General features: G+C 60.9%; 22 protein-coding genes. 7 read left to right on the plus strand and 15 right to left on the minus strand.

Annotation, left to right across the window (positions count from 1 at the left end; translation table 11 throughout):
• Positions 1–66: 66 nt before the first annotated feature.
• The 9 genes from MUM_RS0111365 to MUM_RS0111405 all read right to left on the minus strand — a co-directional run bounded on the left by MUM_RS0111365 (position 67) and on the right by MUM_RS0111405 (position 11,089).
• On the minus strand, positions 67–1,461 hold the full coding sequence (locus tag MUM_RS0111365; protein ID WP_010169840.1) for an aromatic amino acid lyase: 1,395 nt from the start codon (positions 1,459–1,461) through the stop codon (positions 67–69).
• Positions 1,458–2,462 carry an ornithine cyclodeaminase family protein gene (locus MUM_RS0111370; protein WP_010169841.1) on the minus strand — a complete coding sequence of 335 codons (1,005 nt, stop codon included), beginning with the start codon at positions 2,460–2,462 and terminating at the stop codon, positions 1,458–1,460. The genes MUM_RS0111365 and MUM_RS0111370 overlap by 4 nt, the downstream gene beginning before the upstream one ends.
• Positions 2,463–2,697: 235 nt before the next feature.
• A complete protein-coding gene (locus MUM_RS0111375) occupies positions 2,698–3,624 on the minus strand; it encodes an aliphatic sulfonate ABC transporter substrate-binding protein (protein WP_010169842.1) in 927 nt (308 codons plus the stop codon).
• Entirely contained in the window at positions 3,624–4,637 is a 1,014-nt protein-coding gene (locus MUM_RS0111380; RefSeq protein WP_010169843.1) for an ABC transporter substrate-binding protein, read from the minus strand. The genes MUM_RS0111375 and MUM_RS0111380 overlap by 1 nt, the downstream gene beginning before the upstream one ends.
• 224 nt (positions 4,638–4,861) lie before the next feature.
• Complete coding sequence (locus MUM_RS0111385; RefSeq protein WP_010169844.1) at positions 4,862–7,501, minus strand: TonB-dependent receptor; 2,640 nt, start codon at positions 7,499–7,501, stop codon at positions 4,862–4,864.
• A 253-nt stretch (positions 7,502–7,754) separates the two neighbouring features.
• On the minus strand, positions 7,755–8,690 hold the full coding sequence (locus MUM_RS0111390) for a FecR domain-containing protein (protein ID WP_010169845.1): 936 nt from the start codon (positions 8,688–8,690) through the stop codon (positions 7,755–7,757).
• Positions 8,687–9,196: a sigma-70 family RNA polymerase sigma factor gene (locus MUM_RS0111395; RefSeq protein WP_010169846.1), complete on the minus strand. Its 510-nt coding sequence runs from the start codon at positions 9,194–9,196 to the stop codon at positions 8,687–8,689. Before MUM_RS0111395 ends, MUM_RS0111390 begins: the two co-directional genes overlap by 4 nt.
• A gap of 162 nt (positions 9,197–9,358) precedes the next feature.
• Positions 9,359–10,138, minus strand: coding sequence for a phosphate/phosphite/phosphonate ABC transporter substrate-binding protein (locus MUM_RS0111400; RefSeq protein ID WP_010169847.1), 780 nt, complete (start codon positions 10,136–10,138; stop codon positions 9,359–9,361).
• A gap of 9 nt (positions 10,139–10,147) precedes the next feature.
• On the minus strand, positions 10,148–11,089 hold the full coding sequence (locus tag MUM_RS0111405; RefSeq protein ID WP_010169848.1) for a fatty acid desaturase: 942 nt from the start codon (positions 11,087–11,089) through the stop codon (positions 10,148–10,150).
• A gap of 334 nt (positions 11,090–11,423) precedes the next feature.
• Between MUM_RS0111405 and MUM_RS0111415 the strand changes: the two genes are divergently transcribed.
• On the plus strand, positions 11,424–11,861 hold the full coding sequence (locus MUM_RS0111415; RefSeq protein ID WP_029615854.1) for a GNAT family N-acetyltransferase: 438 nt from the start codon (positions 11,424–11,426) through the stop codon (positions 11,859–11,861).
• Between the two features lie 61 nt (positions 11,862–11,922).
• Positions 11,923–12,741 (plus strand): class I SAM-dependent methyltransferase, encoded by an 819-nt coding sequence (locus tag MUM_RS0111420; protein WP_010169850.1) that lies wholly within the window; start codon positions 11,923–11,925, stop codon positions 12,739–12,741.
• Between the two features lie 133 nt (positions 12,742–12,874).
• Here MUM_RS0111420 and def read toward each other — a convergent pair whose 3' ends face one another.
• The 3 genes from def to MUM_RS0111435 all read right to left on the minus strand — a co-directional run bounded on the left by def (position 12,875) and on the right by MUM_RS0111435 (position 14,730).
• Positions 12,875–13,414, minus strand: a complete 540-nt coding sequence (gene def / locus MUM_RS0111425; protein WP_003213049.1) for a peptide deformylase — start codon at positions 13,412–13,414, stop codon at positions 12,875–12,877.
• Positions 13,415–13,417: 3 nt separating this feature from the next.
• The gene (locus tag MUM_RS0111430; RefSeq protein WP_010169851.1) at positions 13,418–14,362 is read right to left on the minus strand and encodes a YihY/virulence factor BrkB family protein; all 945 of its coding nucleotides are present in this window, start codon (positions 14,360–14,362) and stop codon (positions 13,418–13,420) included.
• Between the two features lie 182 nt (positions 14,363–14,544).
• Positions 14,545–14,730: a CsbD family protein gene (locus MUM_RS0111435; protein ID WP_003213044.1), complete on the minus strand. Its 186-nt coding sequence runs from the start codon at positions 14,728–14,730 to the stop codon at positions 14,545–14,547.
• A gap of 210 nt (positions 14,731–14,940) precedes the next feature.
• On the opposite strand from MUM_RS0111435, the gene MUM_RS0111440 reads away from it, so the two are divergent.
• Complete coding sequence (locus MUM_RS0111440; protein WP_003213043.1) at positions 14,941–15,318, plus strand: hypothetical protein; 378 nt, start codon at positions 14,941–14,943, stop codon at positions 15,316–15,318.
• Between the two features lie 157 nt (positions 15,319–15,475).
• Here the strand turns inward: MUM_RS0111440 and fadD1 are convergent, their stop codons facing one another.
• Together fadD1 and fadD2 are read right to left on the minus strand one after the other, a co-directional pair.
• The gene (fadD1, locus tag MUM_RS0111445) at positions 15,476–17,167 is read right to left on the minus strand and encodes a long-chain-fatty-acid--CoA ligase FadD1 (RefSeq protein ID WP_010169852.1); all 1,692 of its coding nucleotides are present in this window, start codon (positions 17,165–17,167) and stop codon (positions 15,476–15,478) included.
• 430 nt (positions 17,168–17,597) lie between these two features.
• Positions 17,598–19,286, minus strand: a complete 1,689-nt coding sequence (gene fadD2, locus MUM_RS0111450; RefSeq protein ID WP_010169853.1) for a long-chain-fatty-acid--CoA ligase FadD2 — start codon at positions 19,284–19,286, stop codon at positions 17,598–17,600.
• 209 nt (positions 19,287–19,495) lie between these two features.
• On the opposite strand from fadD2, the gene MUM_RS0111455 reads away from it, so the two are divergent.
• Positions 19,496–20,440 (plus strand): alpha/beta hydrolase, encoded by a 945-nt coding sequence (locus MUM_RS0111455; protein WP_010169854.1) that lies wholly within the window; start codon positions 19,496–19,498, stop codon positions 20,438–20,440.
• 58 nt (positions 20,441–20,498) lie between these two features.
• Positions 20,499–20,969 (plus strand): MaoC family dehydratase, encoded by a 471-nt coding sequence (locus MUM_RS0111460; RefSeq protein ID WP_010169855.1) that lies wholly within the window; start codon positions 20,499–20,501, stop codon positions 20,967–20,969.
• 56 nt (positions 20,970–21,025) lie between these two features.
• Here the strand turns inward: MUM_RS0111460 and MUM_RS0111465 are convergent, their stop codons facing one another.
• On the minus strand, positions 21,026–21,493 hold the full coding sequence (locus MUM_RS0111465; protein WP_010169856.1) for a ferritin-like domain-containing protein: 468 nt from the start codon (positions 21,491–21,493) through the stop codon (positions 21,026–21,028).
• Positions 21,494–21,699: 206 nt separating this feature from the next.
• Between MUM_RS0111465 and MUM_RS0111470 the strand changes: the two genes are divergently transcribed.
• The gene (locus tag MUM_RS0111470) at positions 21,700–21,936 is read left to right on the plus strand and encodes a DUF3820 family protein (protein ID WP_003213031.1); all 237 of its coding nucleotides are present in this window, start codon (positions 21,700–21,702) and stop codon (positions 21,934–21,936) included.
• 12 nt (positions 21,937–21,948) lie between these two features.
• Positions 21,949–23,124, plus strand: a complete 1,176-nt coding sequence (locus MUM_RS0111475) for an aminotransferase class V-fold PLP-dependent enzyme (protein ID WP_010169857.1) — start codon at positions 21,949–21,951, stop codon at positions 23,122–23,124.
• Positions 23,125–23,789 lie beyond the last annotated feature (665 nt).

Here is a 23,789-nt window from a genome sequence, read left to right on the forward strand (position 1 = left end):
ATAGCGATGGTGAATCCAACACCGCTATCGCAGGCAAGCCAGCTCCTACAGTTGATCTTCATTGTTTTAGAGAATGGGTTTCAAGCCATCGTTTTCGATGAATGTAGCCAAGGCCAACACATCCACCGACCCCGAGCGATCCTGATCCAGGTGCGCCACCTGGCGGCGCACCGCCTGATGAATACGCCGGGAGCCCTGCCCCAGTTGAACCGTGCCGCGCAGGTCTACCGCCTGCGCGGCCACGATCAGTTCAATACTGCCCAGCCACACCACCCGCTGCACCAACTGCCGGGTTTTCTCGATCACTGCCAGCGCCTGGCCCGCGTAATCTTCCACGCGATCTGCCACCGGCACGCTTACCGCCGGGATTGGATTGGCCAAATGCCCGATCTCCGCCACCAACGCCGAACTGGTGCGCTGCAACGCGGCCATGCCCACCTGCCCCGGCTGATTGATCAGAAAGCGCGGCAGCTCACTGGACGCCGGCGACAACAGTTTGGCTATCCGCTCGGCGCTGCACGCTGCCACACGGCTCAATGCCAGGCCCAATCCTTCTGCCGCCAGCGCCAGGTGCGTGCTGTCGAAATTCGCCGTGGCCAGCACCAAGGCCTCTTCGCTGATCAACGCCGGATTGTCCGCACCGCTGGCCAGTTCCAGCTCAACCAGCTCACGCAGTTGCTGCACTGCTTGATGCGCCGCGCCCTGAACCACCGTGGCACAGCGAAAGCTCAACGGATCTTGCAGACGGCGTGGGTTGTCGGCCAATTCGCCGCCGTCCACCCACTGCAGCAACGCCGCTGACTGCTCACTCTGACCCGGCGCCGGACGCAACCGCGAAGCCCATGGCTGGAACGGACTGAGGTTGGCCCGATAGCCTTCACACGACAACGCCAGCGCCGCCAACAGCGCCTGCAAGGCTCCCTCAGCCTCGGCCACCAGCAAGGCGCCAAGGCCGATACTCGCGGAGTTGGCCGACACCAGCGCCAGGCCATCCTTACCGGTCAGCGGCACATTCAGCGCCAGGCTCAAATGCGCCAACGGCGCCAGGTCGCTCTCGCCCAACGACCCGAGCAACGGCACCTCGGGCTCGACGCCGCTATTGAGCAAGTCCAGCAGCGCCTGCGCCGCCCCCGGCGAAATACCCGAGCGCCCCTGGGCCAACCCGGCCAGGCGAGCAGCGGTAATCGCCCGTAGTTCCGGCCGATTGGCCAGGCGCCCCACGCCCACCGCACGCCCCAGTGGAATGCTGGCCTGCACCGGCGCCACGGGCGTATCCACCGCTGCACCGAGGCCGGTGGTCACGCCGTAAATCGGCGTACCTTCAGCCACCAGGCGCTGCAACAGTTGATGCCCTTCGTCGATACGCTGGCGGCCGGCACTACTGAAATCAGCCGGTGCGTCTTGCCGGGCAATCGACAGCAAATCCTCAATTGCCAGGCCATCGGGATCGAAGTGAATCATGCCCAGCGCAGCCGCTGGCCGATCCCGAGGCGTCTGGATTTTTCCAGCAGCGCATGGCCCAAGGCGATATCGCTGAGGCTCAACCCACGGTGCCAGAACAAGATGGTTTCCTCAGGTGATTCCCGACCGGTTTTCAAGCCGGCCACGATCTGCCCCAACTCGGCATGCAGGGTCTCGGCGCTGAGTTTTCCGGCATCGACATGGGCGCGCAATGCGCCAAACATGCCGCCTTTGCACTGGCCCCAATCGTCCACCACCAGCTTGTGCATGATGTCGGTCAACGACAGTTCCACCGCGCTCATGGTGCCGTAGGGCACAACGAACGCACCGGGCTTGATCCACTCGGTATGCAGCAAGGGTTGGGGCTGATCCAGGCGTGACGCCTCGACCACGATGTCGGCGCCGCGCACCGTGGACTCCCAATCGTCGGTGACAATCACCGGCTTGCCGAGGTCGCGGCGCAGGCGTTCGGCGAAGGCTTCGCGGCTTTCGCTGCGGCGTGAATGCACGCGGATCTCGTCGAAGTCGAACAGGTGATCCAGCAAGCGCACGTTCCAATAGGCGGTGCCACGGGCGCCGATGTGCGCGAGGATTTTACTGTCAGGCCGGGCCAGGTATTTGGCGCCGATGGCGGTGACGGCGCCGGTGCGCATGTCGGTGATCGCCGAGGCGTCGAGGATGGCTTTGGGGATGCCGGTGGCCGGGTCCAGCAGGTTGAGAATCGCCAGTTCCGAGGGTAGGCCCTTGCGGTAGTTGTCGACAAAATCTCCCACCACCTTGACCCCGGCGTAGCCGATCGCGCCGCCCAATACGCCGCGCAGCACGTTGAAGTGGCCGTTGATGTCGCCACCGGGAATCAGGTGCATGCGCGGCTCGATCACCGCCTCACGGCGACCCTGGATGGCGAGGCTGGATTCGATGGCGTTGAGGATTTCGTCGTTGGTGAGGGCCAGTTCGTCGATGTCCAGGCCGTTGAGAAAGTCGATGTAGATCGGTTGCATGGTCTGCTCACTGATGGGTTACGAAGGGACTTTGAGAGTTTTTTGTGGCCGGAAGGCTCATTGTGGCGAGGGGGCTTGTCCCCCGTTGGGCCGCGAAGCGGCCCCAATAAGATCGCCGAACTTTTTCAGACAGAGCGGGTTGGCAGCTTTCAGGGCTGCTTCGCAGCCCAACGGGGGACAAGCCCCCTCGCCACAGAAGCTTCCTCGCCACAGGGGTACTCGCATACCGGAAACGTTACGGGGCCTTGAACACGACTTGCTGCACATCGACCTTTTTCGGGATCAGGCCGTTGGCAAAAAACGCGTCGGCCGTGCGTTGCTGGTTGGCAATGTCCACGGCTTCCAGTGGCCGGCTCGGCGTCGGCGACCGATGCTGGAAGTAGCTTTCCACCACCGCCGGCTGCAGGCCCAGGGTCTTGGCCATCAGCGCGACGCTTTCGTCATGCTGGTCCAGGGACAATCGCTGCGCCTGGGCAAACACCTTGAGAATCGCCGCAATCGCCTGCGGGTGTTGCTTGGCGAACGGGCCGCTGGCAATGAAAAAACTGCCCGCCGGATTCAACCCCTGGCCATCCCCCAATACTTTTGCCGAGCCGTCCACCACGGCCGCCGAGTAGTACGGGTCCCACACCACCCAGGCGTCGACCTTGCCTTGTTCAAACGCCGCACGGCCGTCGGAGGGCGACAGGTACACCACGTTCACGTCCTTCCACTGCAAGCCGGCCCGCAGCAGGCTTTTGAGGAACAGGTTGTGGGCGCTGGAGCCCTTGAGCAGCGCCACGCGTTTGCCCTTGAGTTCGGCCACGCTCTGCACGGTGCTGTCTTTGGGCAGCAGGATGGCTTCGGTGCGCCCGTCATTGGGTTCGACGCCGATATAGCGAATGTCGATGCCGGCGGCCTGGGCGAAGATCGGCGGGATGTCACCGATGTTGCCGATGTCGATGCTGCCGCCGTTCAAGGCTTCGATCAGCGGCGGGCCGCCGAGGAATTCGATCCACTCGACCTTGGTGCCCGGCAGCCCTTCTTCGAACAGGTGATGCTCACGGGCGAGCACCATGCTCACCGAGCTTTTCTGGTAGCCGACGCGCAGGGTGGCCGGCTCTGCCGCCAGCAGGGGCCCGGCGCACAGCGCCAACAGTGTGGCCGCGATGAGCTTGTGCATCACAGACTCCCCTTGACCTTGGCCGCGACGTCCGCCGGCACCCATTGCTGCCAGACCTGCGGTTGTTCTTTCAGGAACGCTTCAGCCACCAGGCGCGGCGCGGTGCGCTTCTCGGCCATTTGCGCGAGGATGCCGTTGAGCAGGTCAATTGGCAGGTCGACCTTTTCAAAGAACGTCACCAGTTGCGGGTACTGCGCCTTGAATGGCGCCGACACGCCAATCGCCAAGTGCGCCGGCATCGAACGGGTACCGATGGGGTGCGGGTTGTTGGCGTCGGCCAGGGTCTTCCAGGCTTCGGCGTTGAACGGTGGTTCTTCCAGTTTGATCAACTTGAAGCGACCCAGCAGGGGCGTCGGCGACCAATAGTAGAACAGCACCGGTTTGCCGCGACGGATCGACGAAGCCACCTCCGCATCCAGCGCCGCGCCGGAGCCGGTGCGGAAGTTGACGAAGCTGTCGGTCAGGCCGTAGGCCTTGATCTTCTGGCTGTTGACGATTTCCGAGGTCCAGCCGGTGGGGCTGTTTAGGAAGCGCCCACGGGTCGGGTCTTCGGGGTCGCGGAACACGTCTTTGTAGCGGGCCAGGTCGGCGACGGATTTAAGCTCCGGGGCCAGGGGTTTGATGCCGCGTTCGGCGTCGCCCTTGATCACGTATTCCGGCACCCACCAACCTTCGGTGGCGCCTTTGACGGTGTCGCCCAGGCCGAACACCTTGCCTTCGCTTTCGGCCTTGACCCACGCCGGACTGCGCCCGGCCCATTCTTCGCCGATCACCTGGATATCGTCCTTGGCCAGGGCGGCTTCCAGGCTCACGGTGCTGCCGGGTAAGGTGTCGGTGGGCAGGCCGTAGCCTTTCTCGACAATCAGGCGCAGCACTTCGGTAATCAGGCTGCCGCTTTCCCAGGTGATGTCACCGAAGTGGATCGGTTTGACGGGTTCGGCGGCCGGGGTGTGTTGGGCCAACAAGCTCAGTGCCAGGAGGCTGCTGCTCAGTATTTTTTTCAAGTGGTTCATCGTCAACCTCGTAGTTGTTCGGTGAAAGAAGGTGATTCCAATGGGGTGAACGGGCCTAATGTGGTGAGCGGGCTTGCCCCGCGCCGGGCTGCGGAGCAGCCCCAATCAAGTCACCGTGTTCCTACAGACAGAACTCGGCAGCCGGTTTTAGGGCTGCTTCGCAGCCCGGCGCGGGGCAAGCCCGCTCACCACAAAAAAGCTTTTCCACCTAAGTTTGGTGTGGGTTAAAAGTCATAACTGAGCCGCGTGTAGTAAAACGCCCCTTCCGGCGCCGTCGGCGACAGGTAGCTGTATTGCTGGCCCGGGGTCTGGCGCAAACGGGTGTTGTAGTCGTCAGGCTTGCTGTCGAACAGGTTGTTGACGCCCACCGACACCCGCAGTTGTTTGGTAAAGGCGTAGTTCACGTCCAGGTCGGTGGTCCATTGCGCGCTGAAGGTCTGGTCGTACTGGGCGTTGGCTTCGCTGGACGCATATTTGCGGTACTTGCCGTAACGGGTTTCGTTGAGGGCGATGGTCCATTGGTTGAGTTTGTGGACCGCGCCAAACACCAGCTTGTCTTCCGGGTAACCGTGCTCCAGGAAGCCTCGGGATTCGCGGGTCAGCACTTCGAAACCGTTGGGGTTTTCGTGAACTTTTTCGATGGTGGTGCGGGCCTTGGTGTAGCCCGCCGACAGGTTCAGGTTGCCGAACTGCTCAAGGTCCAGGTTGTACTTGCCCACGATGTCGACGCCACGGGTGCGGGTGTCGGCGGCGTTGGTCATGAACTGCGCCCAGGAGTATTGGCCGTAGCCGGCATCCTTGAGGATCTGCTCGGCCAGCGGCCCGGAAATGCCGCCGCTGAACAGCAGGCGGTCACGAATCGAAATCTGATAGGCGTCGATGGTCAGCGAGGCCTGGTCGGTTGGGCGCAGCACCAGGCCCAGGGAGTAGTTGGTGGACTTCTCGGGCTTCAGCGGCTGGGCACCCAGGGCGCGGGCAGCCGGGTTGTCGGCCGGCAGCATACGGGTCAGCACCGGGTTGCCGTTGGCGTCGAGGTTGGTGGTGGTGGTCCAGGAGGTGCCGATCTGGCCCAGGCTTGGGGCGTGGTAGGCGTTGTTGACCGTGGCCCGCAAGCCGACTTTCGGGGTGAAGTCATAGCGCGCCGAGAGCTTGCCGGTGGTGGCCGACCCGAAGTCCGAGTAGTGCTCGGTACGCCCGGCAATACCGACCTGGAGCTTGTCGGTCACCTGGTTTTCCAGGCCGAAGTACACGCCGCCCACGTCACGCTTGAAGGTACCGGCGTCGTCCGGGGTCAGGCCCGAAGCCTGCACGGCGCCCACCTGCACACCATCGATGCCGCCATAGGAGTAGGAGTCGTAGTCGCCCGCCTCCAGCCGATATTGTTCATGCCGGTAGGCCACGCCCGCCGACACGGTGAGCGGATGGCTCGACCAGTCGACGTCCAGATCCTTGGCGTAATCCAGGGTGATGTTGGTCTGGTCGTTGACCAGGGTGGCGACGTTGAACTTGGTCGGGCTGTTCAGGCCATAGCTCGGGTTGACGGTGTTGAAGGCCAGCTCATCGTGCTCGTCGCGGCCATAGGTGGCGCTCAAATCGAAGCGGCCGATGCTCTCGTCTTCGTAGCGGGTGCCGACGGTGATTGCGCCGTCCTCATAGCGATAGCGGTATTTCGGGATGGTGCCGTTGGGGTAAATCCCGGCAACGTTGTTCGGACTGCTGGCCAGCAGTGGCGGCGTGTTGTTCACCGAAGTGTCCTGGCCGAACGTGGCGAAACTGTAGAGGCGCCACTGGTCGTTCAGGCCGATTTCGGCGTTGGCCGCCAGGTTGTATTTGTCACGCCCGGCACCGCCCCAGCGCGGGTCTTGTACCTGGCCGTCGGCGACGTATTTGTCGCCGATGTCATCGGGTTTGTTGTTCAGGGTGTTGAAGCTCAGGGTCAGGAAACCGTCCCCCGGCAAGCCGATGCCGTACCAGCCGTCGGTGGTTTTGCTGAAACCGTCGCCCTGGGCGTACTTGCCCAGTTGAGTGTTGATGCCGCCACCGCTATCGCGCTCCTTGAGCACGATGTTGACCACACCGGCCACCGCGTCAGACCCGTACTGCGCCGAGGCACCATCGCGCAGCACTTCGACATGGTCGATGGCGCTGATGGGGATCATGTCCAGGTCCACCGGCTGCGCGCCAATGAACGGCACGCCGCCGGAAATATTCACCACCGCCGAGGTATGCCGGCGCTTGCCGTTGATCAGCACCAGGGTCTGGTCAGGCGACAGGCCGCGCAGGGAGGCGCCTTTGGGGTCTTGCCCGCGGGTCGCACTGTTGTTCTGTGGAAAGTTGAATGAGGGCAGCAGTTGGAACAGCGCCTGGTTAAGGCTGGTGGCGCCGGTTTGCTTGAGTTCTTCGGCGTTGATCACATCTACCGGGGCGCTGCTGGTCAGGGCCGTGGCGTCGCTGCGACGGGTGCCGATGGCGACCACGCGGTCGAGGGTCGGCGCCTGGGCCTCGGCGGTTTGCGCCTTGATGCTGTTGCTGGCAGGCAGCGCTTTGGCGCCTTCCTTGATGATGAATGCACCGTCCGGGCTGACCTGGACTTGCAGGCCGGTGCCCTTGAGCGCGGCGTCTACCGCCTGTTGCGCCGACAGCGAACCGTCGACACGGGCCGAGGAATAGTTACCCAACTGCGGCGTGAACGAAATCACCTGGCCGCTCTGGCGGCTGATGTTCAGCAGCACCTCATCCAGCGGGCCAGGCGCGATGTGGTAGACCTGCCGCGCGTCTTCAGCGCTGGCTGCGAACGACAGGAACAGACTGGCCAGCGGCACCAGGGCAAAGGTTCGAAGCGGTGTACGGTTGAATGGGTTCATGTTGGCTCCCCCCAAGGAAACTCCTGAGCGCTGCTCCCCGCAGCGCTTACGGGAGTGATGTGGGATGGCCGGGGCAAAACTTGCAGATCGTTTGGTTATGTCGTTAGAACCGACCTTGGGACGCGACTCGATCAAATGTGGGAGCTGTCGAGCTTTAGCGAGGCTGCGATGGGATCGACTCGGTGCAACTGCGGCACCGAGGTGTCTGCATCGCAGGCAAGCCAGCTCCCACATTGACCGGGGCGAACCGTTTTTATGTGGCACTGACTGTCACCCACAACCCGGTCCGGCGGGTGATATGGATCGGCAGCGTGCGGGCCAGGGTGTCGAGAATCTGGTCGGGATTGTCGAGACGGTACAAGCCGCTGACCCGCAAACCCGCCACCGCCGGATCAAGGCGCAGTACACCGTTGTGGTACGGCCGCAGGGCATCGATCACCTCCACCAGCGGGCGGTCGCGCACTTGCAGGAAGCCGTCGACCCACGCGGTCGCCCCTGAAGAACTGGCCAGCACCGGGCCGAAGCCGAAGCGGTCGTAAGTGACCTCGTGCCCGGCCTCCAGTTGCAGGCGCTCACCGTTCTGGCCGTCGATCTCCAGCGCGCCGTTGAGCGCCACCACGTGGCCCTGCCCTTCACGCTCGCGCAGCAACAGGCGGTTGCCATAGGCTCGCAGCCGGGCCTGGTCGGTCTGGATGAAAAACGGTCGGTTGCTGTCCTTGGCAATCTTCGCCAGCAGCTCGCCGTCGCGCAGGCGCACCACGCGGCGTTGCGGGTCGAATTGGATGTCGGCGGCACTGCGAGCGTTGAGCAGTAACTCACTGCCATCGGCCAACTCCACGGTGCGCCGCTCGCCGGTGCCGGTGCGAATGTCGGCGGTCAAATCCTCCACCATTGGCCGGGCCAGCCAACCGGCGCCCAGCATCAGGCCAGCGCCGACCAGGGCGCCACGCAACACGCTGCGGCGGCTGGAGGGCGCGTCCAGTGCCTGCTGCAATACCTTGCCGCTGACGCCTTGGGCCTGCGGAATTTGAAACACGCCGAGGCGGGTTTCCAGTTGTTGGCACAACGCTTCGTGGCGCGGGTCTTCGGCGCGCCATTGGTGGTAGCGCTGCCAGTCGGCGGCACTCGCCTCGCCGGAGCGTAGCAACACCACCCAGCGGGTGGCGCTGTCGATCAGTTCGTCGGTCATTCCAGGCACAGCCGCAGGCAGCGGTTGACGGCGCGGGTCATGTAGTCGCTGACCGAGCGTTGGGAGATGCCCAGCTCCGCCGCGATTTCCGGGTAGGTCAGGCCATTGAGTTGCGACAGCAGAAAGGTCGCCTTGACCTTGGCCGGCAAGCCGTCGAGCAACTCGTCGATGGCCTGCAGGGCTTCGAGCATTTGCGCCAGGTCCTCAGGGGATGGCGCGGGCGAGGTTTCGTCCTGGTCGAGGGCGTCGAGATAAGCGCGCTCCAGGTCACGGCGGCGCCACAGCTGGTACATCAGGCGCTGGGCGATGGTGGTGAGCAAGGCGCGAGGCTGGCGAATCGGCGCCACGCCCGGGGAACTCAAGAGCTGGACGAAGGTGTCGGCGGCAATGTCTTCGGCGTGGGCACGGGAATCGAGATGACGGTGCAAACGGCTGCACAGCCAGTCGTAATGACTGCGGAATAATCCGCCCACGTAGTCGCTGTGAGAAGTGTCGGCGCCGGACATAGTGGCTCCATCTGAGTAGGTTGCGCGTTATGTCCGGTGTTCCGGTGGAGCGATCCTAGCAAGGCTGCTTATTCTTTAATAATATTTAAAAGGTATTTTTATATAACCTATAGTTCCTATCCTCTACGTAACAGATCGTTCCCACGCTCAGCGTGGGAACGATCATTGGAGCTTTGGATAACCCAAGGCTTCGGCCTGTTGCCGGTAATCCAGCAACACCTGGTAATCGGCTTCAGTGGCGGGCAGCACTTCGTGTACGCCGAGGGTTTGCACCACCTCGGGCAGATCCTGCAAGGCCAGGTTCATGGCTTCACGCAGGGCTTCACTGGCGCCCAACGCGCTGATGTAAGGCAACGTCGGGCTGGGCGCACTGCGGCTGACGATTCGCAGCCCGGCCACTTCATCCGGCGCAAAGCGTGCAAGGTAGTCGAAGGTCACGCTGTCGATGGCGGCCAGGTCCGCCCGGTCTTCCCGCAGCCAGCGCAGGCTTTCGCGATGGGCGCCACTGATGCCGACGTCGGCAAAGAACCGACCGCCCTGCTGCAACGGCGCCAGGCGTTCGCGCAGCAGGTTCATGCCGCTGTTGGAGTCATGGCCGTTGATCACGCCGCGACTGTCATAAAAGTCGGCCAAGGCAACGCGTGGATTGTCGTCGCGGGTCAGCAGCAGGCTGCAATGGACGCCGCCGCTGCTGTGGGCCAGCTCGTAGCGCGGGCGGCCGATCACTTGGACTTGCCCGCGCAACTCGGTCATCAGCGGGTAGCCGCAGGTTTGCGTCAGCAGCAATTCGGGGGCGCGCCACAGGCTGCGCAGGTCGAGGTGGTCGGCGTTGCGGCGAGTCGCGCCCAGGTGCTCCAGGATGCGCGACAGCCAACGCTCGTTGGCCTGTTGTACGGGCTGCGGCGCCACGTACATCTGCAATTCGGCGTAGCGATCACTCATGGTTGTCTCTCAAGCAAAGGGGTGCCGTGGGCTGTCGATGGCCTTGAGCCCGTGACGGCCGATCAACTGGCCGTAACCCTGCACCAGGAACCCGCCGCTGCGCGCCACCCATTGTTCGCGGCGCGCGCGGTAGACAGTGGGCAGCAGGTACCACGGCAGCTTCGGCAAATCGTGGTGCACCAGGTGCAGGTTGTTGTTGAGGAACAGCCAGGTCCACGGCCAGGCGGCTTCGTTAAGCACCGTGCGCTGTTCCGGTTGCGGGTGCGGGCGATGCTCATAGTAGGAACGGATCGCCGCCACCGACAAGGCCGGCACGCTGACCAGCACCACGTAGTGCCACACCGGCAGTGCGCTGTAGTGGGCGATGAAGGTCAGCATCAGCACGGTCACGGTGCCATGGCTCAGCCACATCAACCATGCCTGGCGCTGGCCCTGGCGCAGGCGCCTGAACTCGTTGCGCGCCAGCTTCCACAGCGCCAGGGGCGAACCCAGCAGGAAGCGCCCGAGGACGGTTTTGGTCAGCCAATGCAGGGTGCGCTCGAACAGTGAACTGGCGTCCCACTGCCGCTGATTCAGGTAGCGGCTTTCCGGGTCGACGCCGGGCACCGTCAGGTCTTCATCGTTGTGGTGCACAAGGTGGCAGTTGCGGTACAGGGTGTAGGGATACCAGACGGCAAAAGGGGCGTAGCCGAGGACTTTGTTCAGGGCCGTGAAACGGGTGGGATGGCCGTGCAGGAGTTCGTGTTGCAGGGACATCCACAACGCCACGATCGGGATCAGCAGCGCGGTACTCAGCCACAGGCCGAGCCAATGGCTGCCAAGGATCACGGCAAACCAGCCGGCGTACACGCCCATCAGCAGCAGCCAGGTCGGCCACTCGGTGCGGACGGTAAAGGAATTCGCCAGGGCTTCGATTTCCCGGCGCTGGGTTTCATCAAGGTAGTTGGACATCGGCAGCTCAGGGCAGGCGTGGCCGACGAAAAAGTCGGCTTCATCCTGCTCTGTGCAATGAGGCGGGAAAATCTTGCAGATCGTTTGGTGCTTAGCTTAGAACTTAATGACCGAACAGATTGCTGTCGGTTTTCTTGGCCTTTTTGTCGGCGCGTTTTTCGTCGGCGGTCTTTGCCGGTTTCTTCTTGTCAGCTTTCTTGGAATTCAGACCTTTGGCCATGATGCGTGCTCCACTTACAGGGGATGTAACACTGGGTATAACACCTATTGCCCAGCAGAAGGCGCTTTGCCCGACTTATAATCCGCAGCCCCGGAACCTGTGTGTTTGAAAACCATGCCCGAGTTGCACATCGATCGACTGGCAGAGCCTTTGTGGCCGCTGCTGAACAAGTTTTACCGCAGCCACCACTCACCGATGAAAGCCCTCAAGGGCGGCCAGTTATGGGTGGCCAAGGGCAGCGAGATTGTCGCGGGCCTGTGCCTGACGCCGGTGGTGGGCGGGCAATGGCTGACCGGGCTGTTTGTGGACCCGGCGTTGCGTGGCCAGGGGCTGGCGGCGCGGCTGATTCGGGCATCGGTCACCCGCGTCGACGGCACGGTGTGGCTGCTGTGCCATCCGGAGCTGGAAGGCTTTTACCAGCGCCTCGGTTTTACCCAGGACACGTTGCTGCCGCAGTCCCTGTCCGAACGCCTGGTGCGCTACAAACGCAACAAGCCCATGATCGCCATGGGCTTAGAACCGTTGGTGAGGTCGACCTTCAATAAAGTGTGATCAGCGGTCTTGGGCACCATGCTAGCCTCGGCTGCACTAGCGGCCCATTACCAGGATGATCATGAAAGCGACCCTTGCAGCTTTATCCCTTGCAGCCCTCCTCGCCCCGGCCTTGAGCCAGGCAGCCGAAGCCCCGGTTTCCGCCGAGCAGTATGCAACCGTGCTTGCCGGCAGTTGGCGGGTACCGGCCAACAGCGCACGGGATGTGTATCGTCACCCGCAACAGACCCTCGAATTCTTTGGCCTGCGGGCCAACCAGACCCTGATCGAAATCACCCCGGGTGGCGGCTGGTACAGCGAAGTGCTGGCCCCGCTGCTCAAGGACAACGGCCATTACATCGCTGCGGTGCAGGCGCCAAGCAGCAGTGCTTATGCGCGTACCTCAGAAGAAAACCTGAAAAAGAAATTCGCCGCAGACCCGGTGCATTACTCAAAGGCCGGCTTTACCGAGTTCGATCCCAAGGCACCGGTGCTGGGCAAGCCTGGCTCGGCGGACACGGTGCTGACCTTTCGCAACGTGCATAACTGGGTGATGGCGGATACCGCGCCGGCGATGTTCGACGCATTCTTCAAGGTGTTGAAACCGGGCGGCGTGCTGGGTGTGGTGGATCACCGGGCCAAGGACGGGGCTTCGCTGGAAGACATCAAGCACAGCGGTTACCTGACCACGGCCTATGTGGTGAAACTGGCGACCGACGCGGGGTTCAAGCTTGAGGGGCAGAGCGAGGTGAATGCCAACCCGAAAGACACCAAGGACTACCCGGACGGGGTCTGGACCTTGCCGCCGGCGTTGACGTTGGGGGAGAAGGACAAGGCGAAGTATGTGGCGATTGGTGAGTCGGACCGGATGACGTTGCGGTTTGTGAAGCCGGCTAAATAAGCTGAATGAACATGGCCTAAATGTGGGAGCTGGCTTGCCTGCGATGCAGGCACCTCGGTGTATCAGTTACACCGCGGTGATGCTATCGCAGGCAAGCCAGCTCCCACATTTTGATTTGTGTTTTACCTGAAGGTCACTCGTCTGCTGTGGGATCCATGTCCGGGAACATCACTTCGATAAACCCGAACTTGCTGAAATCGGTAATCCGCGACGGGTACAGCCGACCGATCAGGTGATCGCATTCGTGCTGTACCACCCGCGCGTGGAAGCCTTCGGCAATCCGCACAATCGGCTCGCCCTTGGGGTCAAACCCTTCGTAGCGAATCTGCTGATAACGGTCCACCGCCCCGCGCAAGCCCGGCACCGACAGGCAACCTTCATAGCCCTCTTCCAGCACCGGGCTGAGGGGCGTGATCAACGGGTTGATCAGGATGGTCTGGGGCACGGCGGGCGCGTCCGGGTAGCGTTCGCTGCTCTCGAAACCGAAGATCACCAGTTGCAGGTCCACTCCGATCTGCGGCGCGGCCAAGCCAACACCCCCCACGTGCTCCATGGTCTGGAACATGTCATCAATCAACTGCCACAACTCGGGGCTGTCGAACATCTCCGGCGGAACCGGCGGGGCAATACGCAGCAGGCGCTCATCGCCCATTTTCAGGATTTCACGGATCATCGATCAGACTTCGTCGGTAGTGGGCTTGAGTGAGTGGTCCCGGCCAAGGCCTGAGACATGTTGTTTGTCGTCGTGCTCGCCAAAGTCCTTTTCACCAGGGTCCTTGCCTTCGGCCGACATGTGCTCGATCACCGCGTTCATCTCCGCCCCCAGCAACAGCACAGCGGCGGAAATGTAGAAGTACAGCAGCAACACAATAATCGCGCCGATACTGCCATACATGGCGTTGTAGTCGGCAAAGGTTTTGACGTAGTAGCCAAAACCCAGGGAAGCGATGATCCACACCACCACCGCCAGGACCGAACCCGGGGTGATAAAGCGAAATTTCTGCTTCACGTCAGGCATCAAGTAGTACATCAAGGCCACGGCGAACATCAGCAGGATCACGATCAGTGGCCAACGCAGGATGGTCCACAGCGTGACCACGAATTCCTGCATGCCGATCTGCCCCGCCAGCCATTCCATCACCTGCGGCCCGAGCACCATCAACGCTGCGGCGGCCAACAACATGCCGGCGATGCCAACGGTGTAGAAAATCGACAGCGGGAAACGTTTCCAGATCGGCCGGCCTTCCACCACGTCGTAGGCGGCGTTCATCGCGCTCATCATCAGACGCACACCCGCCGAGGCGGTGTACAGCGCAATCACGATACCCACCGACAACAGGCCGCCTTTGGATTGCTGCAACTGGTCGATTACCGGGTTGACCTGCTCCAGGGCCTGGGGCGGCAACACCAGTTCCGACTGCATGCGCAGCCAGGTGAAGAAGTCCGGCAGGTGCAGGAAACCGATCAGGGCAATCAGGAACAGCAGGAAGGGAAACAGTGAGAACAGCATCTGGTAGGCCAGTGCCGAGGCGTACGTAGGCATTTCGTCATCGAGGAACTCTGTGACGGTGCGCACCAGCACTTTGTGCAAGGGCAAGCCTTGTAATACCGGAAAAATCATAGCGTCTCCTTTCGCCGCAAAAAGGTTGAGTTCGTGGGCGACTCAGGGGCCGTTTTCTACATCAAGGTAGCCCATTTGGCGACCTTGAAACAATTTCCAAACTTTAATCACTGCAGGTGACACAAAAACGGCCATCCGTGGATGGCCGTCGGGCTGCTGGAATGCACGCAGCCAGGTCGGGACTATTTGACCGCTTTCTTTACCGCGTCCTTGGTGTCGCCGACTGCTTTTTGCACTTCGCCTTTCTTTTCCTGAACCACGCCTTCAGCCCGCAACTTGTCGTTGCCGGTGACTTTGCCAACACCTTGCTTGATGTTGCCGACGGCTTCGTTCGCCAAACCTTTTGCCTTATCCGATGTGCTACTCATGGTATTTCTCCTGGGAACAATCAAGGATTTTGGTCACTACGTAATCGTTGACCCTTGGCCTTTCCAGAGAGTTTCAATTATTTTTTGCGGGCATTTCATCGCGCATTTGCTCATCGGCAGCAGGTTGGGCTTTATGTTTTGCGGCCAACCCACGAGAATGCCGGGCACATCCAGGCGCAAGCGCTGGATAACAGATCCCGTAGGAAGGTTATGAAACTCAATAAAGCACAGGCCATTGCCCGCAGAAACCAGGAACTGGGCGGTGCCGTACTCGGCGTCAACAACTGCCACTTCACCGACCTGGACCGCAAACGCAACATCTGGTGGTTCGACCTGCCGGTGGGCCGGATTGCCGTAGGCCAGTACGAGTGGATTCACTTGTTGATGCACAACGCCGAAAGCGACCAGTTGCTGCACTTGAAAGTGCCGACCGTGTTTTTGCGCGAGAAGCTTGAAGGCCTGGTGGTGCGCAATGCCGGCAAGCGCAAGCCGGAGATTACCCTGGAGCTGAGCGCCGACAAGGATTCGTTCCTCAAGGATGTACGCCCGGCGGGTGCTGGTGTGAGCTTTGCGCAGTTCGCACTGTAACCTGTGGGAGCTATAGCGGTGGGTCAGCTAACACTGCTTTGACTGGCCCACCGCTATCGCAGGCAAGCCAGCTCCCACATTTGGATTGCATTTCAAGTGGCGGGATCAGCGTTCAATAAAAAGCCCCGCATCTGCGGGGCTTTTTGTTTTAGACCGGTTACTTCTTCAAGCCGGCCTTCTTCAGCTCTTCATCCCGCAGTTCACGGCGCAAGATCTTGCCCACGTTGGTGGTCGGCAGTGCGTCGCGGAATTCCACGGCCTTGGGCACCTTGTAGCCGGTGACGTTGGCACGCATGTGCTCCATCACCTGGTCTTTGGTCAGGGTGGCACCCGGCTTGACCACGATGAAGATCTTGATGTGTTCCCCGGACTTCTCGTCCGGCACGCCAATGGCTGCGCATTGCAGCACGCCTGGCAAGCCCGCCAGCACGTCCTCCAGCTCGTTGGGGTACACGTTGAAACCGGAGACCAGAATCATGTCCTTCTTGCGGTCGACAATGCGCATGTAGCCATCCGGCTGGATGATCGCGATGTCACCGGTCTTCAGCCAGCCTTCGCTGTCGAGGATCTCGGCAGTGGCTTCTTCGCGCTGCCAGTAGCCCTTCATCACTTGCGGGCCCTTGACGCACAGCTCGCCCACTTCACCCAGCGCCAGCTCCACGCCGTCATCGGTGATGACCTTGCACAGGGTCGACGGCACCGGAATGCCGATGGTGCCGATCTGGATGTGCTGGATCGGGTTCACGGTGGCCACCGGGCTGGTCTCGGTCATGCCGTAACCTTCGCAGATGGAACAACCGGTGACCGCTTTCCAACGCTCGGCCGCCGCCAATTGCAGGGCCATGCCGCCGGACAGGGTGACTTTCAGCGCCGAAAAATCCAGCTTGCGGAAGGCGTCGTTGTTGCACAGGGCAACAAACAGGGTGTTCAGGCCGACAAAGCCGCTGAACTTCCACTTCGACAGTTCCTTGACCATCGCCGACAGGTCGCGAGGGTTGCTGATCAGGATGTTGTGGTTGCCGATCAGCATCATCGCCATGCAATGAAAGGTGAAGGCATAGATGTGGTACAGCGGCAGCGGGGTGATGAGGATCTCGCAGCCTTCATTGAGGTTGGAGCCCATCAGCGCCTTGCACTGCAGCATGTTGGCGACGAGGTTGCGGTGGGTCAGCATCGCGCCCTTGGCCACGCCGGTGGTGCCGCCGGTGTATTGCAACACGGCGACTTCGTCACTGGCGGGGCTGACTTCGTTGATCGGCTGGCCGTGGCCCTTGGCCAATACGTCGTTGAACTTGATCGCCTTGGGCAAGTGGTACGCCGGGACCATCTTCTTCACGTACTTGATGACGCTGTTGATCAGCAGGCGCTTGAGCGGCGGCAACAGGTCGGCGACTTCGGTGACGATCACGTGCTTGACGGAGGTCTTGGGCACGACTTTTTCAGCCAGGTGCGCCATGTTGGCCAGGCAGACCAGGGCCTTGGCACCGGAGTCGTTGAATTGGTGTTCCATTTCCCGCGCGGTGTACAGCGGGTTGGTGTTGACCACGATCAGGCCAGCACGGATGGCGCCGAACACGGCGACCGGGTATTGCAGGACGTTGGGCAGTTGCACGGCGATTCGATCACCGGGCTGCAAGTCGGTATGCTGTTGCAGGTACGCGGCAAAGGCGCCGGACAGTTCGTACAGTTCACCGTAGGTGATTGTCTTGCCCAGGTTGCTGAAAGCCGGTTTGTTGGCGAAGCGTTGGCAGGACTGCTTCAGTACCGCCTGAATATTCGGATACTCGTCTGGATTGATTTCTGCAGCAATCCCGGCGGGGTACTTATCCTTCCAAAAGTCTTCGATCATGGAAGCCCACTCCTCAGCGACGCGAATTCATTCATCGCATTTGATGCGATTATTATTTGTTTGTTTTTGGGTGAGTCTGGCGGTTAAAAGCAGGCCAAGAGGTCACAAAGCGCGCCGAGAGTAGCAGCTTTGCCAAGGGCCGCCTAGAGCCAAAAGAGGCCCCTACGGTCATAAACATGACTCAAGAATATCTAATAGTCATTTTTAGAGCAAAGATTCTATAAGCCGAGAAAAGGCTCTGGCATGGGCTTTAGCACGATTAAACTGAATGAATAAAACCAGATGTGGGAGCGGGCTTGCTGTGGTGAGGGGGCTTGCCCCCCCATCGGGTTCACTACAGATTGATGGGGCTGCTTCGCAGCCCAGCGCGGGGCAAGCCCGCTCACCACAGCAAGCCCGCCCGCTCCCACATTTTTGACCTTATTTCAAATCAGGCTATGTCGCGCAATTCCCTGCGCAGGATCTTGCCCACCGGCGTCATCGGCAACGACTCACGCAACACAATGTGCTTGGGCACCTTGTAGCCGGTGAAGTTGGCCTTGCAGTAGGTCTTCAGCTCTTCAAGGCTCACGCCCTGCGCACGGGCCACCACAAACAGCTTCACCGCCTCGCCGGTGCGCTCGTCGGGCACGCCGATCACCGCGCAACTGGCCACTGCCGGGTGCGCCATCACCACGTCTTCGATCTCGTTGGGGTACACGTTGAAGCCCGAGACGATGATCAGATCCTTCTTGCGGTCCACGATGCGCACAAAGCCGTCCGGGTCGATCACGGCGATATCGCCGGTCTTGAGCCAGCCTTCGGCGTCCAGGGTCTCGGCGGTCGCCACCGGTTGCTGCCAGTAGCCCTTCATCACTTGCGGGCCCTTGATGCACAGCTCGCCCCGCTCGCCCAGCGGCAACTCCACGCCGCTGTCGTCGACGACCTTCATTGCCGTGCCCGGCACCGGAATGCCCACGGTGCCCAGCTTCGATTTGCCGCCATACGGGTTGGTGCTGGCCACCGGTGAGGTTTCGGTCAGGCCGTAGCCTTCGCCAATCGCGCAGCCGGTCAGTTGCTGCCAGCGCTCGGCCGTCGCCTTGACCAGCGCAGTGCCGCCGGAATTGGTGAGCTTGAGGTGGGAGAAATCCAGGGTCTTGAAATCCGGGTGGTCCATTAACGCCACAAACAGCGTGTTGAGCCCCAGCAGCCCGGTAAAGCGCCACTTTTTCAGCTCCTTGATAAAGCCGCCAATGTCCCGGGGATTGGTGATCAGCACGTTGTGGTTGCCCGACACCATCATGCACATGCAATTCGCGGTGAAGGCATAGATGTGGTACAGCGGCAGCGGCGCGACCATCACCTCCTGCCCTTCCTTGATCAGCGGATGGCCGTCGTCGCCCAGTTGCGACATGCACGCCCGCACCTGCTGCATGTTGGCCACCAGGTTGCCATGGGTGAGCATGGCGCCCTTGGCCAGCCCGGTGGTGCCCCCGGTGTATTGCAGCACCGCGATGTCATCGAGGGTCACCGGGTGGCGGTTGAGCGCCTGGCCCGCGCCCATGCTCAGGGCGCGCTTGAAGGAAATGGCCTGCGGCAGGTTGTACGCCGGGACCATCTTCTTGACCTTGTCGACTACGGTGTTGATCAGCCAGCCCTTGGCGGCGGGCATGAAGTCGCCCATCTTCGCTTCGATCAGGTATTCGATCTCGGTGTCTTTACTGACTTCTTCTACCCGCGAGCCAAACAGGTTCAGGTACACCAGCGCCCGAATGCCGGCGTCCTTGAACTGGTGGCGCATTTCCCGCGGGGTGTACAGCGGGTTGGTGTTGACCACGATCAGCCCCGCGCGCAGGGCGCCGAACACGGCAATCGGATAATGCAGGACGTTGGGCATCTGCACCGCAATGCGGTCACCCGGCTTGAGGTCGGTGTGCCATTGCAGGTAACCGGCGAACGCTGCACTGCGGCGATCCAGCTCGGCGTAGGTCAGGGTGATCCCCATGTTGCTGAACGCCGGACGATCGGCAAAGGTCTTGCAGGACCGCTCGAAGACTTCGATCACCGACTTGTAGGCCGTGAGGTCGATCTCGTTGGGAACCCCGGCCGCGCGTTTGTCATTCCAGAAATCAGGTTGCATTATTCTTGTCCTCTTACCTGAGTGGTCCGGCCGCTTTTGATGCTGCGATGAAAGCGGAGCTTTGGGGACGTTAGCAGCTATGGTCAATCAGGCAAATACAACAAGATGCGTCATTGATTGTGTGAATCTCCCTGCCAAGGCCAGCGCTGATCCAGCAGCCGCGGGCAGATGAGCTATACACTGCAACGACCCTGAGCAAAGGAAGCGCCATGAACCACACCACTTTCTGGCTGACCGCGAATGACCGCAGTCGGGTGTACGTCAACCAATGGCTGCCGGACGGGCCGCCCAAGGCGTTGATCATGCTGGCCCACGGCATGGCCGAGCACAGTGGCCGCTATGGGCGCCTGGCCCAGGCGTTGTGTGACGCCGGTTACGGCCTGTACGCCCCTGACCAGCGCGGCCACGGGCGCACCGCCGACGAAGGCACCCTGGGGCTGTTTGCCGAGAAAGATGGCTGGAACAAAGTGGTGGGCGACCTGGCGAGCCTCAATCAGCACATCGGCCAGCAGGCGCCGGGGGTGCCGATCATTCTGCTGGGCCACAGCATGGGCAGCTACATTGCCCAGGCGTATCTGCTGCACCACAGCGCGAGCCTCAACGGGGCGATTCTCAGCGGCTCGAATTTCCAGCCGGTGGCGCTGTACGGCGCAGCCAAGGTGATCGCCCACATCGAGCGCTTGCGCCAGGGCTTGCGCGGGCGCAGTGCGCTGATTGATTTCCTGTCATTTGGATCGTTCAACAAGGCATTTAAACCCAATCGCACCGCTTTCGACTGGCTCAGCCGCGACCCGGCCGAGGTCGACAAGTACGTCAGCGACCCGCTCTGCGGCTTTCGCTGCACCAACCAGCTGTGGATCGACCTGCTGAGCGGCTTGCAGCAAATCAGCAAAGCGTCCAATCTCGCTCAGATCGATCCGGGCCTGCCGATCCTGATAATGGGCGGAGAATGTGATCCGGTCAGTGAAGGCAAGCGTCTCAAAAGTCTGGCCAACGCTTTGCGTGAAGCCGGCTGCCAGAACCTGGAGCTGAGCATTTACCCGCAGGCGCGCCACGAATTATTCAACGAAACCAACCGTGATGCGGTCACAGCCGATGTGCTGACGTGGCTGGACCAGGCTGCAATACTGCGCCGCCCCGCTCGCTGCGAATGATATTTCGTTTAAAATCAATACATTAAGATTATCGATTAGCCACAGGATGCACCATCTGATGACCCAGGTTACCAACACGCCTTACGAAGCCCTCGAAGTCGGCCAGACCGCCAGCTACAGCAAGACCGTCGAAGAGCGCGATATCCAGCTGTTCGCGGCGATGTCCGGCGACCACAACCCGGTGCACCTGGACGCCGAATTCGCCAAGGCGACCATATTCAAGGAACGCATTGCCCACGGTATGTTCAGCGGCGCCCTGATCAGCGCGGCAGTCGCGTGTGAGTTGCCTGGGCCCGGCACCATCTACATCGGCCAGCAAATGACTTTCCAGAAGCCGGTAAAAATCGGCGACACCCTGACCGTGCGTCTGGAAATCCTGGAGAAGCTGCCGAAGTTTCGCGTGCGCATCGCCACCCGCGTATTCAACCAGCGCGATGAGCTGGTGGTGGATGGTGAAGCCGAGATCCTCGCGCCGCGCAAGCAGCAGACCGTGACCCTGACCGAGCTGCCGGCCATCAGCATCGGTTAAACCACCACGCATAAAAAAGCCCCGCATCTGCGGGGCTTTTTCTATTCAGGCCGGGCTCAAGACTGAGCGCGTGCCTGGTTACGCAGGGCTTTCACCTGGTCGTGGTTGCGTTGCGCGCCGTGGAACTGACGCTCCACCAGGTCCCGGATACCCAGCAGGTTGTGCTTGTTGATCTTCTCGATCGCTTCTTTGTAAGCCTTCAACGCGTGGTCTTCACCGCGCTCGGCTTCGTTCAGCACAGCCTCTTCATCTTTACCGGTGACCAGCGACTTCACGTCGACCCAGCCACGGTGCAGGGCGCCAGCGACGCTGCCGGATTTTTCCGGATCGCCACCCAGTGCTTTAACGGCGGTCTGCAGTTCGGCAGCGGCGGTGGCGCAATCAACGGAACGTTTGGCAAACAGGGCTTTGAGTTCTGGATGCTTGATGTCTTCTGCGCAGGTCTTGAAGCCTTCCTGGCCGTCCTTGCTGGTCTCGATCAGGTCATTGAGTACGGAGATCGATTCTTTGTTGATATCAGTCATTTTTCAATTCCTTCGCGGGTTAAGTAACGTGCTTTAGTAATTGCAGCGCCCGTGCCAGCTTTTGAAAAACAAATTAATCCTTACATTTCAACAAGTTAAATATTAACCAAAAATCTGTATCCGCTTTATTTGCATGATCTGTCATTTGGCCTCCATGCAGAATGCCTGTATTTTCCAACGCATCGACTCAAACACTTGAAGCCCCAATGAACCCTGAAAAACTTGAACTGCTGATCACCCGCGAAATGCCCTTCGGCAAGTACAAGGGCCGGATCATTGCCGACCTGCCTGGGCCCTACCTGAACTGGTTTGCCCGTGAAGGTTTCCCTCACGGCGAGTTGGGGGGGTTACTGGCACTGATGCAGGAAATCGACCACAACGGCTTGTCCGAACTGCTGGAACCGCTGCGCGCCAAACACGGCAAGCCAGCCCCTCGTCATTAATAGAGCACGCACATGGACAGTACCCGCGACGAACAACACTGGCACCAAATCGCCCAGCGCTACGACCTTGAGCCCGGCCCGATCAACCTCGAAAACGGGTACTTCGGGCGCATGAGCCGCGCAGTGCTGCAGCAGTATCAGGACCACGTAGCCTTCATCAATCGCAGCAATTCGATCCATGTGCGCCAGCGTTTCGAGCAGGGCGAAAACCTCGAGATTCGTAACCAGTTGGCGCAGTTAATGGACGCCGCCCCTGAAGCCGTCGCCCTCACCCGCTGCGCCTCGGATGCCTTGCAGTCGCTGATCCGCAACTACAACCGCCTGCAGCCGGGCGACCAGGTGCTGATCAGCGACCTGGAATACGACACCGTCAAGGGCGCCATGCGCTGGTTGGCGCAGAACCGTGGGGTGGAGGTCATCGAGATTGCCCACGAACACCCGGCCAGTTTCGACAGCCTGGTGCAGACGTATCGCGATGCGTTCATGCGCTACCCGCGTCTGAAATTGCTTGCACTGACTTACGTGACCCACCGCACCGGACTGGTAATGCCGGTGGAGGCGATTGCCACTGCCGCCAAAGAACACGGGATTGATGTAATCCTGGATGGCGCCCATGCGTTGGGGCAGATCGAGTTCAACCTGGCGCAGTTGGGCATCGCGTTTGCCGGCTTCAACCTGCACAAGTGGATTGGCGCGCCGCTGACCCTGGGCTTTATCTATATCGACCCGCAGCGGCTGGCGGATATTGATCCCGACATGGGCGAGTTTCACTACCCGGTCACCGATGTACGTGCGCGTACGCCGTACAGCACGCCGAATTTCCCGGCACTGATGACGTTGCCGCTGGTGTTCGAAGAGCATCGGGCATTGGGCGGCTCGAAGGCCAAAGGCGCCCGGCTCAACTACCTGCGGGATTTATGGGTGAGCGAGGTGCGGCAGTTGCCGGGAATTGAAGTGCTGACGCCGGACGATCCACGGCTGTATTGCGCGATCACCTCGTTCAAGTTCACTGATCAGCCGGATCAACAGGTGATGGCGGATCGGTTGCTCAAGGAATATGACCTGTTTACCACGACCCGCAGCGGCGCGTCGTTCGGCAGTTGTATTCGGGTGACGCCGGGCTTTCTGACGTCAGCGGCGGACATCCACGTGTTGATCAAAGCCATCACAGAACTGAGCGCGCCTTAGCGTGTATATCCGTTATTTAGGTAACGGCCACTTAGGGTTCCGCTCTTACAGCGGCTCACTTTTGAAAAGCGCAAAAGTAAGCAAAACGCTCTTGCCCCACCACTCGGCACCTCGCCTAGGCTCGGTGTGCCCTCACTCCGGCATTACTCCGCGGGCCGCCGCGACGGGGCGTCCCTGCCCCGTCGCGGCTAAACCGGCGTCCTGCCGGTTTACCCGCTCCGTACTACCTGCGTTCGGCCAGCGTGGTTTAACGGGGCGCCTAAGATCAAGATCAAAAGCAGATCAAGAACACAGCGGCCTACAGGCCGGCTTGAGTGGTGTGAAGCAAAGGCAAAATCAAAATCTAAAGCCAGAGCGAGCACGGTCAAATGTGGGAGCTGGCTTGCCTGCGATGGCCTCGCCTCGGTGTACCTGAGAGACCAAGTTGTCTGCATCGCAGGCAAGCCAGCTCCTACAGAAAAGCAGAGCCGCAGCAGTTTCAGATTTGGTTTTCGCTTTGGCTTTCGCTTTTGATCTGGCTTCTACCACTCAAGCCGGCCTGTAGGCCGCTGTGCTGTAGATTTTGATCTTGATCTGGCTCTGACTGCCCCAATAAGCCCGAGGCCGAACGCAGGGATTGAGGAGCGGGTAAACCGGCAGGACTGCCAAGGCACACAGGGGATAGG

This window comes from Pseudomonas sp. PAMC 25886 (genome assembly GCF_000242655.1).
Lineage (GTDB): Bacteria > Pseudomonadota > Gammaproteobacteria > Pseudomonadales > Pseudomonadaceae > Aquipseudomonas.